The sequence below is a fragment of the Candidatus Synechococcus spongiarum genome (genome assembly GCF_900047545.1).
Lineage (GTDB): Bacteria > Cyanobacteriota > Cyanobacteriia > PCC-6307 > Cyanobiaceae > Synechococcus_B > Synechococcus_B spongiarum_C.
In genome coordinates, this window is record NZ_FITM01000059.1 from 1 (window position 1) to 14,819 (window position 14,819).

At 62.1% G+C, this 14,819-nt stretch carries 14 protein-coding genes; 3 read left to right on the forward strand and 11 right to left on the reverse strand.

What is annotated here, in order from left to right; genetic code table 11:
* A partial coding sequence (locus FLM9_RS02210) for a molybdopterin molybdotransferase MoeA (protein ID WP_074457051.1) occupies positions 1-1,240 on the reverse strand: 1,240 nt, incomplete at its 3' end.
* A gap of 69 nt (positions 1,241-1,309) precedes the next feature.
* Positions 1,310-3,088, reverse strand: a complete 1,779-nt coding sequence (locus FLM9_RS02215) for an ABC transporter ATP-binding protein (RefSeq protein WP_074457052.1) — start codon at positions 3,086-3,088, stop codon at positions 1,310-1,312.
* An 81-nt stretch (positions 3,089-3,169) separates the two neighbouring features.
* Here FLM9_RS02215 and FLM9_RS02220 point away from each other — a divergent pair, with 81 nt between their 5' ends.
* Positions 3,170-3,487, forward strand: a complete 318-nt coding sequence (locus FLM9_RS02220; protein ID WP_074457053.1) for a DUF3288 family protein — start codon at positions 3,170-3,172, stop codon at positions 3,485-3,487.
* A 232-nt stretch (positions 3,488-3,719) separates the two neighbouring features.
* Here FLM9_RS02220 and FLM9_RS02225 read toward each other — a convergent pair whose 3' ends face one another.
* Together FLM9_RS02225 and FLM9_RS02230 are read right to left on the reverse strand one after the other, a co-directional pair.
* The gene (locus FLM9_RS02225; RefSeq protein ID WP_074457054.1) at positions 3,720-4,871 is read right to left on the reverse strand and encodes a DegT/DnrJ/EryC1/StrS family aminotransferase; all 1,152 of its coding nucleotides are present in this window, start codon (positions 4,869-4,871) and stop codon (positions 3,720-3,722) included.
* 18 nt (positions 4,872-4,889) lie between these two features.
* On the reverse strand, positions 4,890-5,444 hold the full coding sequence (locus FLM9_RS02230) for a thioredoxin family protein (RefSeq protein ID WP_081340140.1): 555 nt from the start codon (positions 5,442-5,444) through the stop codon (positions 4,890-4,892).
* An 85-nt stretch (positions 5,445-5,529) separates the two neighbouring features.
* Here FLM9_RS02230 and FLM9_RS02235 point away from each other — a divergent pair, with 85 nt between their 5' ends.
* Both FLM9_RS02235 and FLM9_RS02240 read left to right on the forward strand, forming a co-directional pair.
* A complete protein-coding gene (locus tag FLM9_RS02235) occupies positions 5,530-7,314 on the forward strand; it encodes an ABC transporter ATP-binding protein (RefSeq protein ID WP_074457055.1) in 1,785 nt (594 codons plus the stop codon).
* A gap of 9 nt (positions 7,315-7,323) precedes the next feature.
* A complete protein-coding gene (locus FLM9_RS02240; RefSeq protein ID WP_074457056.1) occupies positions 7,324-7,572 on the forward strand; it encodes a DUF6447 family protein in 249 nt (82 codons plus the stop codon).
* A 65-nt stretch (positions 7,573-7,637) separates the two neighbouring features.
* Here FLM9_RS02240 and FLM9_RS02245 read toward each other — a convergent pair whose 3' ends face one another.
* The 7 genes from FLM9_RS02245 to ftsH all read right to left on the reverse strand — a co-directional run bounded on the left by FLM9_RS02245 (position 7,638) and on the right by ftsH (position 14,754).
* Positions 7,638-8,318, reverse strand: a complete 681-nt coding sequence (locus FLM9_RS02245; protein ID WP_074457063.1) for a DUF3386 domain-containing protein — start codon at positions 8,316-8,318, stop codon at positions 7,638-7,640.
* A 665-nt stretch (positions 8,319-8,983) separates the two neighbouring features.
* Positions 8,984-9,229 (reverse strand): AAA family ATPase, encoded by a 246-nt coding sequence (locus FLM9_RS02255; protein WP_074457058.1) that lies wholly within the window; start codon positions 9,227-9,229, stop codon positions 8,984-8,986.
* Between the two features lie 344 nt (positions 9,230-9,573).
* Positions 9,574-9,861: an ATP-binding protein gene (locus FLM9_RS02260; protein ID WP_143324563.1), complete on the reverse strand. Its 288-nt coding sequence runs from the start codon at positions 9,859-9,861 to the stop codon at positions 9,574-9,576.
* Positions 9,862-9,973: 112 nt separating this feature from the next.
* Positions 9,974-10,609 (reverse strand): rhomboid family intramembrane serine protease, encoded by a 636-nt coding sequence (locus tag FLM9_RS02265; RefSeq protein WP_081340137.1) that lies wholly within the window; start codon positions 10,607-10,609, stop codon positions 9,974-9,976.
* 15 nt (positions 10,610-10,624) lie between these two features.
* Entirely contained in the window at positions 10,625-12,196 is a 1,572-nt protein-coding gene (locus FLM9_RS02270; RefSeq protein ID WP_081340138.1) for a flavin monoamine oxidase family protein, read from the reverse strand.
* Positions 12,197-12,223: 27 nt separating this feature from the next.
* The gene (locus tag FLM9_RS02275; RefSeq protein WP_074457065.1) at positions 12,224-12,883 is read right to left on the reverse strand and encodes a bifunctional 4-hydroxy-2-oxoglutarate aldolase/2-dehydro-3-deoxy-phosphogluconate aldolase; all 660 of its coding nucleotides are present in this window, start codon (positions 12,881-12,883) and stop codon (positions 12,224-12,226) included.
* A 26-nt stretch (positions 12,884-12,909) separates the two neighbouring features.
* Positions 12,910-14,754, reverse strand: coding sequence for an ATP-dependent zinc metalloprotease FtsH (gene ftsH / locus FLM9_RS02280; protein WP_074457061.1), 1,845 nt, complete (start codon positions 14,752-14,754; stop codon positions 12,910-12,912).
* Positions 14,755-14,819: the final 65 nt, after the last annotated feature.

Sequence of the window (14,819 nt, forward strand, 5' to 3'; positions counted from 1 at the left end):
ACAGCACCGGCAGCCGCAGAAGCTGGGCCATCACGGCCGTTCCCGCAGGCAGCTCTGCGGTGGAAGCGTCAATTTCCAACAACAGATCGGCCCCCTGGAGGGACGCCAGCCGGGCTGAACTCTGGTCACCGCAAGGTGTGGCGAGAGGGTTCCCCCGGTGATCCGTGGTCAGATGGGCACGGACCAGCTCCGGTCGGCCCGGTCGGCGCCGCAACGGGGTGGCCAAGCGAACCCGCAGGCGAGGCCAGGGCTCTGGCGCCGCCCCCTCCAGAATCTGAAGCGCCGGCCAGACCAATTGCAGGAAGGTGACGGCTGCCGAGACAGGGTTGCCGGGAAGACCAAAGAATCGGGCGCCGGCCATGGTGCCCGTGGCGAAAGGCCGGCCCGGTTTGAGAAATAGTCGCCAAAATTGCAGGGTGCCCAGCCGCTCTAGCAAGGGGCGCACATGGTCCCCGTCACCAACGGATACCCCCCCTGTACTGATCAACACGTCACTGCGCCCGCCCAACGTCAGCAGTGCTGTCTCCAACCGTTGGGGATCATCATCGACCCATTGTTGATCCGCCACCGTCAGACCCAACCGTTCCAGCAGCGAGAGCAGCAGCGGGCCGTTGCTATCGCAGATGGTTCCGGGGGGAAGAGGATCCCCTGCCCGGCGCAACTCCGAGCCCGTGATCAACAGGGTCACCCGAGGCCGGGAATAGACCTGGGCCGTGCATAGGCCACAAGCCAGTGCCCTAGCCACGTCCACACTGCTCAGCCGCTGCCCCACGCCCGCCAACTGTTCGCCTGAGGCGGCTTCCTCCTGGGGGGAGCGAACCCACTGGCCCGGACGAATGGATGTCTCCAGGGCGATCATGGAGTTGGAGGGTTCCCCCTGCACCAGTTGCACGTCCTCTTGAGGCGCCACCGCATCGGCACCGTCAGGCACCACCGCCCCTGTAAAAATCCGCACCACCTGCCCCGCCTGCAGGGGACGGCCATAGGGGGCGCCGGCGGCTGAGCATCCCGCCACAGGCAGTGCCCGACCTGGCCGGCCGTCAACGGCGCGCAGGGCATAGCCATCCATGCTGGAGGCCCGGAAGCCGGGCACAGCCCTGGGCGCCAGCAGCGGCGCCGCCAGCACCCGGCCACGAGCCTGTCGTAACGGGCAGACATCACGGCCTGGCAAGGGGTTCAGGGCCGCCAACAACCGGGCGCGGGCCTGATCCAGCGTGTACCCCTGCCTTACCTCCTGCACAACACCAACCCCTCTTTGCCGTCACCCTGGAGCAACTGAGCCTAGCTAACGGCAAGCAGCGGATGCCCCTCACACCAGGGCCTGGGACCAGGAGGCCTCCACCGCCTGGCGACGCCACAATTGTCCATAGGGTCCGCTCTGCTGAAGGAGCGTTTCATGCTGGCCGGATTGGACAATGCGACCGGCCTCCATCACCAGCACCCGGTCACAGGAGGCGGCGGCAGCCAGTTGATGGCTGATGAACAGCACGGTGCTCCGGCGGTGCTGGCGGAGATTGTCCAGGATGCCTGATGCTGTGGCGTTGTCCACACTGGCCAGGGCGTCGTCCAGCACCAGAAGGGGCGCCTGCTGCAGCAGCGCCCTGGCCAATGCGCTGCGCTGCCGCTGACCACCGCTGAGGGTGATGCCCCGTTCCCCCACCATGGTGTCCAGCCCGTGGGGGAAGGCTTCAATGTCCCGGATGAGCTGGGCGGCGGCAGCGTAACGGACCACTTGCTGCCGTTCCGTATCCGGTTTGCCGTAGCGCAGGTTGTCCTCCATGGTGGCGGTGAACAGATAGGCCTCCTGGGGAACCAGGGCAATGCGACTTCTCAAATCATCCAATCGCAGTTGCCGAATGTCTTGTCCATCCAGGAAAATACTCTTCTCTGGTGGATCAACCATGCGTCCCAATAACCGGGCGATGGTGGACTTTCCACAGCCCACGGCGCCCACCAGCGCCACCAGTTCACCCGGTTGCAGGGTAAAGCTCACCCCCGCGAGCGCCTGTCTCCTGCTGTCGGGATACTGGTAATGAAGGTTTTGCACCTGGAGCCGTCCCGCCGGCTGGGCCGCCAACGGCACGGCGACCATGGGGTCGGTGATCTGCGGCTGGCGCGTCAACACTTCTTCCACTCGCTCCAGACTCACTTGGCCCACTTGAAAGGTGTTGATGGTGAACCCGAACAATGCTGTGGGTAAGACCAGTCGCTCGGCGTAGAGGAGCAGGGCCACAAAACCGCCAATGCTGAGGCCTTGGGGATCCCCCAGTGCAGCGGCCTCCAGCCGTCCCGCACCCAATGCCAGGAGCAACAGCAGGCTAAGGTGACTGATCTTCTCCAGGGCGGGGAAAAGCGTGGACCGGACCTTGGCCAAAGCCAGCGCCGCGTTCCGGTAGTGGCGATTCAAGACGTCGAACGCCTCGTGTTCATTGGACTGCTGACCGTAAATCTTGATGGCGCTGATCCCTGACAGGTCCTCCTGAATCAGGTCACTCAATTCCGAGAGATGCTCCTGCTGGCGACGCTGTAGCCGCGCCATGCGTTTGCCAAACAGTGACACCAGCAGCAGCATGGCGGGGTGAAGCGACAACGCAGCCACGCTGAGACCCAGGTCAATGGACACCATGGCCGGCAGTTGCGTGCCATAGATCATGACCACGTTCACCATGTTCAAAACAGCAAAACCCAGCATCCGCCGCACGTTGTTCACGTCGTAGGTGGCGCGGGTGATGAGTTCTCCGGTGCGCATCCGGGCCAACCAGCCAGGCTCCTGTCCCAGCAAGTGATCAAAGAGTTGTTGCCGCAGACCTGCCTCCACGGAAATGCCCACCCCGAACACCAGCAGACGAGAAGCCATGCGCACCACCGCCATGACCGTTGCCAAGCCCAGCAACTTGGCGGCTCCGCTGACCAACTCCCCCATGGTGAACCCCGGCGCCAAGCGGTCAATGGTGTCCTGCACCAGCAGGGGGAGCACCGCACCGATGAGGTTCAACACCATCAACGCCATGACGCCCGCCGCCAACTGCTTCCCATGAGGCGCAAGCTGACGCCGCAGCCGCCTGAACTGCACACCGACTGGGGCCATTGGCACCGTTGCGCTGCGGGCAGCCTAGGGGAACCAAGGGAGGTTATCGTGTGGCCAGGTGCGTGTCCGAAGGAGGATCCAGTGGCAAGCCAGCAGCAGCATCCTCTCCACGGCAGGGATCGTCCAGTGGTGGATCGCCTTCTCCAGGTTCAATCGCCCCGTGATCAGGATCTGGTGGATGGCGCCCGGCTACTCCAGCGTTATCGCAACTTCCCTGGCGCTGAAGATATCCGGAACGACCTGAGAACAACTCTGAAAACATGGGGACTGAGCCAGTCGTCCCTCTACCAGCGCAGTCGCGCCATTTGGGCCAGTGGGTTTCAGCCAAACCTGGCTGCGGACGATGGCCTGGTGGGCAGTGGCTTTGACAGCACCAGCGAGGCCCCCACGCCGTCCTGAGCAACCCGATCCTCTGGAGGCTTCTAAAATTTCGTAACGGAAATCTGAGAGGTTTCTTAAGAACAGGGGGATTGCTTTGTTAGAAAAGCTACAAAAGTGCCCTTCTTGCAGATGGTTGGCCTTTACGATGCCTGTGGAGTCCTCAGGTTCGCCGCACATGAGTCGGCTGACTGCCTGGCCTACGCAGAATTTTTTGAGCTGCAGGACGGGGACTTCACCGTTGAGCCATTGCTCATGGGGCACTCCCAGGATGATGGGGCTGCCCTGTCCCCATCAGCGCAAGACGTAAGCCGTCCACCACGTGCTCCCGTTGATCCACGGTGAGCTCCGGGAACATGGGAAGGCTCAGCACCTCGTCAGCGAGACGCTCCGTGACGGGCAGGGAGCCAATGCCATATCCCAGGCTCCCGTAGGCCTGCTGAAGGTGGATCGGGATGGGGTAATAGATGATGGTGTTGATGCCCTGCTGTTGCAGGGCATCCCGCACCTGGTTACGAACCCGAGGGCCGACGCCAGGAATGCGCACCACGAATTGATTCCAACTGTGGCCAGCCACCCCCTGCCTGGGCAACACCAGGCCACTGATGTGGGCCAGGGCTTGACCATAGGCCTCTGCGTGCTGCTGGCGGGCGTTGATCAGCGACGGCAGATGGGGAAGCTTGACCAGCAGCACCGCCGCCTGCAGGGCATCCAGCCGTGAGTTGTAGCCCAGGGCGTTGTGGACATAGCGCTCGGCCATGCCGTGGACAGCCAGTTCCCGCATCTGCCGCGCCAGTTGGGGATCATTGGTGGTGATGCAGCCCCCATCCCCGGCCGCACCCAAATTCTTTGTGGGGAAGAAGCTGAAACATCCCACGTCTCCCCAAGTTCCCACGGGCCGACTAGCCCAATGGGATCCTGCCGCCTGGGCGCAGTCCTCCACCACCTTCAGACCGTGGCGGTGCGCCAAGGCCATGCACCGCTCCATATTCAGGGGACGACCAAACAGATGCACCGGCAGCAACGCCCGGGTGCGCGGCCCGATGGCGGCCTCCACCTGGTCCAGATCCAACAGATAGCTGCAAGGGTCCACGTCCACAAAGACGGGACGAGCCCCCACCGCACTGACGGCCTCGGCGGTGGCAAAGAAACTGAACGCGGTGGTGATCACCTCATCGCCGCTGCCCACGTCCAGGGCACGCAGGGCCAGGATGAGGGCATCGGTGCCACTGTTGCAACTCACCGCATAGGCCGTGCCCACGCTCTGGGCAAAGGCGTCCTCGAATTGGCCCACCACCTTGCCGCCGATGTATTGCCCGGAGTGGAGCACCTCCAGTACGGCCTGATCCAGGGCTGGACCCATGGTCTCCAACTGTCTGTGCAGATCAAAGGGCAGCACGGCCATCGGGCGGTCCACTGCGCTTCAACCAAACCAGGCGGGCTCAGCCCCGGGATGCCACTTGATGTTGCAGCCCACGGAGGGCCGCTGCAGAGCCGCAACTGGCTCACCTGTCAGGACCGCATCCAGGGCGGCCCGCAGGTCGGCCCCGTCACAGGAAACACCGTTGCTGGGGCGAGATCCGTCCAACTGGCCCCGATAGACCAGGGTGTGGTTGGCATCAAAGAGGAAGAAATCCGGTGTGCAGGCCGCATGGAAGGCTTGCGCCACCGCCTGGTCCGCGTCATGGAGGTAATGCAGCTCCATGCCCAGGCGCTGCTTCTGGGTCACCATGTATTGGGGACCGTCCTCCGGGTGAGTCTGCAAGCTGTTGCTGCCAATGCCCACAAGGCTTACCCGCCCTCTGTAGTCTTGATCCAGGCGGGCCAGCTCCGGCTCCACATGTTTGACAAAAGGGCAGTGGACCGCCAGAAACATCACCAGCACAGGCTGGGGGGGAAGCTGGCTACTGGAGAACACCTGGCCGTCCTCCACCCGTGGCAACTGCCAGGGCGGCATGGGTGTTCCCAGGGGAAGCATGATGGATTCCGTGCGCGCCACAGGATTCAGGGGGATCGGGGGACATGGGGGAGTGTAATGGCTGACACACCCCAAGCGGGTTTTCATGCTCATCCCTTCCGAGGCAAGGTTTCGGCGCCTGTTCCCCCTGCTGGCTCAGCATCGGATTCCGGTGCTGGTGGGTGCCTGCTGCACCGTTATCTATGTGGGCACGCTCCCCCTCATTGCCCAGATGGCTGGCCCCTTGAGTTCAGCCATCGGTGGGCGGCGATTTCAGGAGGCACTGGCCACTGTCGTCGTCGTCCTGGCCATTTTCCTGGCCCAGAAACTGGCCCAATATGGCCAGGATGCCCTGCTGGCCGGTCCATCCCTGCAGGTGAGCCAAGCCCTGCGTCAGGACGTCTTTGCCCGCCTGCAGCGGCTGGCCTTCCCCGCGTTGGAAAAGCTGTCCAGCGGTGATCTGGCCTACCGCCTCACGGAAGATGCCGACCGCGTCGGGGAGGTGATCTACAAAACCATCCACGACAGCACACCCAGTGCCCTACAGCTGGTGACAGTGCTGGGTTACATGTCCTGGCTGGATGGGCCGCTCACCGCGGCCACCCTGATGCTGGCCCCCGTCATGATTGGGTTGGTGGGCTGGTTTGGCCGACAGGTGTTGCGGGCTTCGGAGCACAGCCAAGTTCAAGTGAGCAAGTTGGCGGCGCTGCTGGCGGAAGCCATTAGCGGCCTGCACCTAGTGCGAGCCTTTGCTTCGGAGACCTGGCTCCAGCAGCGCTTTACTCACCAGATTGACGGCCACTGCCGGGCCCGCTCCCACACCTTGGAACTGGTGGCGTTGCAGCACCCGATTGTGGGCTTTCTTGAAGCCACGGGGATTTTGGCAATCCTGTTGCTGGGGGCCTGGCGCATCCATACCGGCAGCCTCACCACGGAGCAGTTCATCAGCTATCTAGTCGCCCTGGGCATGCTCATTGATCCCATCAGTCACCTCACCACCAATTTCAACGAGTTTCAGCAGGGTCAGGCCTCGCTGCGGCGCCTGCGGGCTTTGGAGCAGGAGCCCCTGGAGCCACCGGATCCCCCCCAGCCCCTCACCCTCGGCAAGGTGCGGGGTGAATTGCGCCTTGAAAACGTCCACTTCAGCCATACGCGCACCCAACCTCTCTTTCGGGACCTCACTCTCCATGTGAGGCCTGGCCAACTGGTGGCGCTGGTGGGCGCCTCGGGGGCCGGCAAGTCCACCCTGTTTTCCCTGTTGCTCCGCTTCAACCTCCCCCAGCAGGGGCGCATTCTGCTGGACGGCAAGAACCTGTGCCATGTGCGGGCGGCGGAGTTGCGTCGTCAGATGGCCCTGGTGCCCCAGGATGCACTGCTCTTTTCCGGAACCGTTGCTGAAACCATTGACTTTGGCCGCGGCTATGACTTGGCTGCCATCCGCCGCGCCGCGCAACTGGCCAATGCGGAGGCGTTCATTCTGGCCATGGGGGGCTACGACGCCAGGGTTGAGGAGCGCGCCACCAATCTGTCAGGTGGTCAGCGACAGCGACTGGCCATTGCCCGGGCCGTGGTGGGTGATCCGGCAGTGCTGCTGCTGGACGAGGCCACCAGCGCCCTGGATGCGGAAACGGAAGCCGCCGTGCAACAGGGCCTCCGGCGGGCCATGGCGGGACGCACGGTGCTGGTGATTGCCCATCGCCTGGTCACTGTGCAGGGGGCGGATCAGATTCTGGTGTTGGAGCACGGTGTCATCGTTGAACAAGGCAGCCATCAGCAACTTCTGTCCCGAGCCGGTCGATACGAAGATCTGTGCCGCCAGCAGTTGATTCACGCCACGCCAGCGGCGCCGGGACAGGGAGACGAAGGTGATAAAGTGGCAACGCAACTTTAATCCGCAAGGATGGCAAACGAAAACCAGCCCACCCCGTCACTGAGCGATGCACCCACTCTGAGTTTTGAAGGCAAGCGCTACGACATCAATAGCCTGCCGGACGACATCAAGCAGCTTGTCATTGGAATGCAGACGGCCAATGCGCAAATCAAGATGTATGAAGACACACTCAAGCTTCTGAGCATTAGCCGCCAAACCATGGCCAAGCAGCTCAGTGAGCGGTTGCGCACCATTGAACCTCTGCCCGAGTCCCAGTAATTTCCCCTCACCGAGTCGTGTTGGCCAGGGAGTATCCAGCCTCCCGGTCCACATCGCTGACTCCCTTAGTGGCCGGTCCCTAAAGGCTCCAGTTCCAGAAACCGAAAGACTTGCTCGTCACCATCACAGCGGATCAACCGCTCGCGTAAGGTCCAGTGACCAGTGGCTAGCGGCGCAAAGACATCGCTGAAATGCTGTTCCGGTCCCAGGTGCTCACCAGTGCTGGGATCGCTGTAGCGGCTCCGATAGTGGCGGCTCAGATATCCCGCTCCCGTCTCGGTGACGGCCTCCGTGTGGATGGTCACCACCTGGCCGTGGATATGGCGATGGACCATGGTGACCACGTTGCCCCGGATGCGATAGCGGTCGCCTGCGGCCTTGCCGGTGACAATCACCTCCATGCCAACGGCATTGGTATCGCCAGCAACAAAGCCGTTGTCCCCATGCACCTGCCCAAAGGGGCGACGAACCCGGTGAATGGCCACCTCCCAGAGTTGGTTGTGTACGGCCTTGGCCAAGGCCTGATCCGCTAAGCCCTCAACATGGGCCTTGAGGTCCGTCCCCACTTGAAAGGTGCCGCTTGCCGTCTTCCCTGCACTGGTGACCTCGCAACGCCCCCGATAGCCCGGGAAGCCCTGGTCCCAAGTGTAGCGGTTCTCATAGGCCGCCTGAAACGCGTCGCGGCAATTTGTGCCTGGCTTCAGTGTGGGGGCAGCAAGCTCTGTGGGGACGATGGTGATGGTCATGGTTTGGCAGTAGGTCAGGCGCAATGATAGTGAAGGGGTCGTCAGCGTGACACTGCGTCAATATCGCGCCACCGCAGTAGCGCACTCTTCAGGTTCTCCACCAGTGGTTGAATATCGCTCTGCTTCCCTGCCACCAACTGCCCCACCACACGGGCGAGTTCCGGCTCACCGGCCCAGGGAGTCAGCCAGTTGGCGCAACTTGGTTTTGGTAGTCTGGGCGGACGAATCTGATGCCGAATCGTAGAGGGCGTCCAATTGACTTAACTTTGCCGTGAGTTCGTCTTCGCCGAGGCCCAGTGCTTTGGCTCTTCATCAGCGGAGAATTGCCGAAACGCCTGCCACACCCAGGCTTCCGGCAGCGTACCGGGAAGAAAAAATACAGAGTCGCTACCCCGCTTGTCGCCGTCGAGAACGAAAACAAAACTTTTGATCTGGCCAAACTTCCGAAATGCGACGGCGTGGGATGGAAACTCCTCCGCCCCTGTGTCACGGCCGATATGAACCGACTCTATCCCCATCTCCAGCTCGGGCAGCAGAACAATCCAACACCCCTTGCAACACGCCTTCCGCGGCCTTGTCTTCGCAGAGCAGGTTGAGGGCATCTCCTGAGCGCCCATATAAAGGGCATTCTGGATAGTGTCGCCTAGGCAGGCCGCACCATCACCTCACCCGTGTTGTGGCTCGAGGAAGATGCGGCCGTTTCTCGGCACCGAGTCCAGCACCACGGGGCTATGGGCCGTGACAATCACTTGCAGGTCGTTGCGCAGCGCCAGTTGCTGCAATTGCGCCATGAGAAGCTGTTGCACCCAGGGATGCAGCTCCGCCTCCAATTCATCGATGGGGATGAGTGCCCCCTTAAGTTGGGCAATGTCCTGGGACAGGCGCAGAACGGCCCGTTCATCGGCGGACATGTGCAACTCCGAATTAGGCGTCGCCGCCGTCCTGGGCAGCAAAGAGTAGAGCCTTGGTCCCGCTGGACAACAGCTTCACCACTTCAGAATATCGAAATGGCAGCATCTGATGGGCAAAGCTCCACATGGGAAAGCCGTCAGGGCTGTTTCCTTGGGAACTTGTGCTGAGAACACCGCGCACTTCGGACGGGTTACTGAGATTGCTGAGGGTTCACAGATAGACTGACCACTCTAGCTGGCTGGCGTTTTTGCGGCCGCCGAAGCTTCGATTCCAGCCCTTGCGCCGCCACCACCGCATGGAGTAATGACCTTCCGGCGTTGCATACTCGAAGTTGAGGGCGACTTCATCCCTGTGATCCTCGTGCCCCCGCTCTTGGGGCGGTAGTCAGGAAACAGGTGGACGGTACAAAGTCCTTGACCCCAGCTCTGGGAACCCGATAGGCGCAGGCTGCTGCAAACAGCACGGTTGATTTTCCACTGGCGTTGCCGCCGGCAATGACGCTCACCGGGTAGTCAAACGTTGCCTTCAAGTTGTTGATGCCTCCTATCCCTTGCAGCCGGATCTCCGTGAGAAAGTGGGGTTTTTTGCCTTGCAGTTGACTCCATAGCTCTTGCAGACGCCTTTCCATCATGGATGGCATATCTTTGGCTCAGCTGTGCCGAGTCTAATGTTGCGACTGGCCAACTAGACGGCAGCCTGCCGCTACCACGATGAACCCCCTGCCTGTGCCGGGTCCCTGGCGCTCACCGACCGGATGGGTCTGGTGCTGCAGCGTCCTTCTCGGATGTCTGCCACAGACAACCCAGTCCATAGCCAGCCAGGAAGCCCCCCAGATGGGCCTCCCAGGCCAGGTTGGGCACAATCAGCGGCAGCGCAGCATTAACCAGCAGCCAAAAGCCCAGTTGCTTCATCAGATGTTTCCCCCAAGGGGTGTGCCTCTGGCGGACAGCGGCAGCAAACCATACGCCCAGCAGTCCAAACACGGCGCCGGAGGCGCCCACGGCAACCGCGTTGGGATCGCCCAAAAGAAAAGAAAAGGCGCTCCCCGCTACGGCACAAGCGGCCCACAGCAAGCCAAAACGCAATGGACCCAACCTCTGCTCCACCTGGGGACCCAGGTTGTACAGGGCGAACATGTTGAACGCCACATGCATGAAGCCCGGGGCGTGCAGGAGGGTGACCGTCAACATACGCCACCACTCTCCCTCTGCAACCAGCCAGTTGGCCAGGGCGAAGCGCTCAAAAAGTTCACTCCGGAGTGGGGGCCAAAGCCAACTGAGCAGGTGGATGCCCACCGTGACTGCAAGGATACCAATGGTGACAGGGGCACTGGACACACAAGTTTGCGGGCTGTGGGCCAGCATAAGTCGTGGACCCATCCCGGCTTGATGACCTCAATGCACAACACTATGGTCGTGAATCCCATGCAAAGCCCTGTGGGCTGAGAGAACGGCGCCCTCCTGCCAGCCAGGCAGTGCCGTGATCTGGCTGCCGGCAAAATAAAACGGACCGTCAGGCTCCCGGAGCACAGCGGTGGCCTCCTCAACGGGCTCTGTTTCTCTGGCCCACGCCCCCTTCTGAAGGGGCACGTTAAGCCAGGCGCGGCTGACTCCACACTCCATTTCTGCCGTATATCCGGGATGAAGCCTTTCCCCCTCTGCCAGGGCCTGCTTCAGGCGTTCCGTTCCTGTCATTGCGGAATAGCGGAGACCGGGCTCACGGTCCCAGATATAAGCCCCAAGGACAATACCCTTCTCCTGATGATAACCGTTTGCAGGATACCAAATCTGCGTGATGTCCTGATCCGTCCAGGAAATGCCGCCATAGATTGCCTGATCCTCTTCCCAGAACCGCCGCCGGGCCTGAAAGGCGATCTTCACGGATTCCACAAATTCAAGGGACTGGATGGCCTGTCGGGTTGTGGAGGAGAAGTCGTTGGGAATGTCCTTCAAGACGGGTGCGGGAATGGTGCAGATCGCAAAATCACCCTCAACAGCTTCCATGATCCCCTGGGCATTACGAAAGACAATGCGCACACCCGTGTTGGTGCGCCGCAGTTGCTGAACATGGCAATCAAGGCGCACCAAATGCCCGATGCGCTGCTCAAATGCCCTGGGGATTGCATCCATCCCCCCAATCGGCTGGAACAGGGTGGGGTTCTGGTTGAGGAATTGGCTGAAATGCAGCTTGTACTCCCAGAAATCCGAGGTGAGCAGTTCACGGAAGTCAAGGGGCGCTTCCGGGTCGCCGCCGCCGGTAAAGCCAGCATTGTCACGCCCCCGATAGCCTGCCCGGCTGGAGCCTTCATAGGCAAGATTCTCCGCCTTCAGGTCACCAAACTCCTGGAGCATGACCAGGATCCGCTCCTTGTCTTCGGCTGTGAGTTCCCGATCCAGTGCGCCACGATCCACAGCCTTGGCCAGCAGTTCCGAGATATAACCACGGACATCGGTCATCACCCGCCGCGCCGTGACCGGTTTGCCGGCAAAACCCTGGCTGTCATGGAATACTGCCGCACGGTTATCATTGGTGAACACCTCCAGTTTAATGCCGAAGGCTTTGCAGTAGCCGAGGAGTGCCCGGTGATGATGGGGGATCCGGGCTGGTCCGAGATTGGCGTAGAGGTGATTCCCGTGATCAAAGCAAACCTCCTGGCGCAAGGGTCCTTCGTGGAGGATGTCGCCACCGCGTGCGGTGAGATTGCGCCCACCGACCCGGCCTGCTGCCTCCAGCACCACGCAATCCCAGCCAGCCTGGGCGAGTTCCCAAGCAGCCACCAGTCCGGTAATGCCGGCGCCCAGAACCACCACCCGTTTCCCCCCGCCGGATCCCACCGGAAGATTTAACTCGGGCGTCTTAGCTGAGGCGGCCACCATGCCCAGCGCTTCCATGGTCCGATAGGCGGCTGCCGAACCGGCTGCCGTGCCGATCGCACGCAAGAGGAAGCGCCTGGTCATCCGTTGCATGGAACAGTCTCACTTCTGTCTGGCAACTTACTCCAGGTTCAGTGGGGGACAAGGCACCGCCGGTTCAGCCTGCAGCCCGTTGGCGACCGTCACCAGGTCCCTCAGCCGTTGCCTTAGGGCCGGATCCCCCAGGGAGAAGTGGCCAAACAACTGTTGCCCCAGGGCGACGGCATCCACAGCGCCCATGTGTAACCACTGGAGCGCCGTCTCCGGACCGAGCCCCCCGGCAGCAATGCAGGTGGGGAGTGGGCCGATGGGAGCCCGCAACCGGGACCAGTAGTGAACCCCCAGGGTGGTGGCGGGGAACAGCTTCACCATGGTGCAGCCGTTGCAACGGGCCTGGTACACTTCCGTTGGCGTGAAGACACTTGGCACCAACGTGATGCCCAGCTCCCTGGCATACAGCAGCAACTCCGGTTGCCAGATGGGCATGAAAGCGTAGGGCAAACCGGCGGCGGCAACCTGGCCCAGTTGTCGGGCCGTGGTCACACTGGCGGCACCAAGCTGCACCTGGGGGCACCGTTCCCGCAGCTCAGGTACCAGCCCGGGCAGCCATGGGGCTGTCCAGGCCAGTTCTATATGGCGCCAACCCACGGATTGCAGTAACGCCACTTCTGCCAGAGCACGCTGGGGATCACGGGGTCGCAGCACAGCCAGCAGGGGCTGGCGGGCCAGGCTTGTCGTCAAAGTGGCCGTCAAAGCCGCCGGGTCCACTAAAGGTAAGCGGCTGCCCGCACATCCCTGGTCACCAGAAGGTTCTGCAGTTCGTCCGCATCAACAGTTTCCTGCTCCACCAGCATTTGGGCCAGCTCATCCAGGGTGAGCCTGTTTTTAATGAGCACCTCCTTGGCGCGGCGGTAGGCCCCGTCCACCAACTCGGCCACCTCCTCGTCAATGAGGGCAGCCGTGTCGTCGGAAAAATCCCGCTCGCTGGCCATGTCACGGCCCAGAAACATGCCGCTGTCCTGGCGGCCCAGCGCCACGGGTCCCAACCGGTCGCTCATGCCAAAACGGGTCACCATCTGGCGCGCCACACGGGTGACCTGCTGCAGGTCGTTGGACGCGCCGGTGGTGACCTCCTCGTCCCCGTAGACAATTTCTTCGGCCACCCGCCCCCCCAGGGCAACAGCCATCTGGTTCTCCAGATAGGCGCGGGAGTACAGGCCGGAGTCCAGCCGCTCCTCGCTGGGGGTAAAGAAGGTGAGGCCACCGGCTCGACCCCGGGGAATGATGCTGATCTTTTGCACGGGGTCGTAGTCCGGCATGAGAGCCCCCACCAAGGCATGGCCGCCCTCGTGATAGGCCACAAGGCGTTTGCGCCGCTCGCTCATCACCCGATCTTTCTTTTCCGGACCAGCCATGAGTCGTTCAATGGCGTCGTTCATCTCGTCCATGGATACCTCCGTCAGGTGACGGCGAGCAGCCAGGATGGCGGCCTCATTCAGCAGGTTGGCCAGATCGGCACCGGTGTAGCCGGGGGTGCGCCGGGCAATTTTGCTCAGATCCACCCCTTTGCAAAGAGTTTTGCCCCGGGCATGGACGTTGAGGATTTGCAGGCGCCCCTTGTAGTCCGGCCGGTCCACCACCACCTGACGATCAAAGCGGCCTGGACGCATCAGGGCCGCATCCAGGACGTCCGGCCGGTTGGTGGCTGCCACAATGATGATGCCGGTGTTGCCCTCAAAGCCATCCATCTCGGTGAGCAGTTGGTTGAGGGTTTGCTCCCGTTCGTCATTGCCGCCCCCAAGGCCGGCGCCACGCTGGCGACCGACGGCATCAATTTCGTCGATGAAGACGATGCAGGGGGCATTCTTCTTGGCCTGCTCAAACAGGTCACGCACCCGGCTGGCCCCCACACCCACAAACATCTCCACAAACTCCGAGCCGGAGATGGAGAAGAAGGGAACCCCCGCTTCACCGGCAACGGCCTTGGCCAGAAGGGTTTTCCCGGTTCCAGGGGGACCCACCAGCAACACCCCCTTGGGGATTTTGGCCCCCACCGCCGTGAAACGATCCGAGTTTTTGAGGAAGTCCACCACTTCGGTGAGCTCCAGCTTGGCCCCTTCAATCCCGGCAACATCATCAAAGGTGACCTGGGTTTTGGGCTCCATCTGGACCCGGGCCCGACTCTTGCCGAAGCTCATGGCGGGGTTCCCGCCGCCGGACTGCATCCGACGGAGCAGGAAAAACAGACCCCCCAGCAGCAGCAGGGGGAACGCCAGACTGAGGAGTGCAGCCTGCCAGGCTGGCGGCCCGGAGTCCGGCAGTACGGCAATGTCCACTTGGTGCTGGCTCAGCAGGGGCAACAAGTTTTGATCAGGGGCCAGGTTGACCAGGGAGCGTCGGTTGTCCGTATGCACCACCTGAGCACTGCGTTGATCGGAAGCAATGGCCACCTTGGCCACCTGGTTGGCTTCCACTTGGTCGATAAACTCGCTGTAGCGCAACGGTTGGGGCGCGTTGGATTGCCCCCGCTGGGGAATAAAGGCCGTGACGATGGTAATGAGGATCACAGCCAGCAGGGCATAAAGACCTGCATTACGCCAGCGCTTGCTCACTGTCTTGGGTGCATTGAGGTGGAGTCACCCTAACGAGCCACCGGAGCTGTTGGGTCAGGACCTGC

What these genes read in the sequence shown, in the direction of transcription:
- FLM9_RS02215 (WP_074457052.1), bottom strand. Translation starts at nt 3,088, where the DNA reads ATGGCCCCAGTCGGTGTGCAGTTCAGGCGGCTGCGGCGTCAGCTTGCG.
- FLM9_RS02225 (WP_074457054.1), bottom strand. Translation starts at nt 4,871, where the DNA reads ATGGCCGTGCTGCCCTTTGATCTGCACAGACAGTTGGAGACCATGGGT.
- FLM9_RS02230 (WP_081340140.1), bottom strand. Translation starts at nt 5,444, where the DNA reads ATGCTTCCCCTGGGAACACCCATGCCGCCCTGGCAGTTGCCACGGGTG.
- FLM9_RS02235 (WP_074457055.1), top strand. Translation starts at nt 5,530, where the DNA reads ATGCTCATCCCTTCCGAGGCAAGGTTTCGGCGCCTGTTCCCCCTGCTG.
- FLM9_RS02240 (WP_074457056.1), top strand. Translation starts at nt 7,324, where the DNA reads ATGGCAAACGAAAACCAGCCCACCCCGTCACTGAGCGATGCACCCACT.
- FLM9_RS02245 (WP_074457063.1), bottom strand. Translation starts at nt 8,318, where the DNA reads ATGACCATCACCATCGTCCCCACAGAGCTTGCTGCCCCCACACTGAAG.
- FLM9_RS02255 (WP_074457058.1), bottom strand. Translation starts at nt 9,229, where the DNA reads ATGTCCGCCGATGAACGGGCCGTTCTGCGCCTGTCCCAGGACATTGCC.
- FLM9_RS02260 (WP_143324563.1), bottom strand. Translation starts at nt 9,861, where the DNA reads ATGATGGAAAGGCGTCTGCAAGAGCTATGGAGTCAACTGCAAGGCAAA.
- FLM9_RS02265 (WP_081340137.1), bottom strand. Translation starts at nt 10,609, where the DNA reads ATGGGTCCACGACTTATGCTGGCCCACAGCCCGCAAACTTGTGTGTCC.
- FLM9_RS02270 (WP_081340138.1), bottom strand. Translation starts at nt 12,196, where the DNA reads ATGCAACGGATGACCAGGCGCTTCCTCTTGCGTGCGATCGGCACGGCA.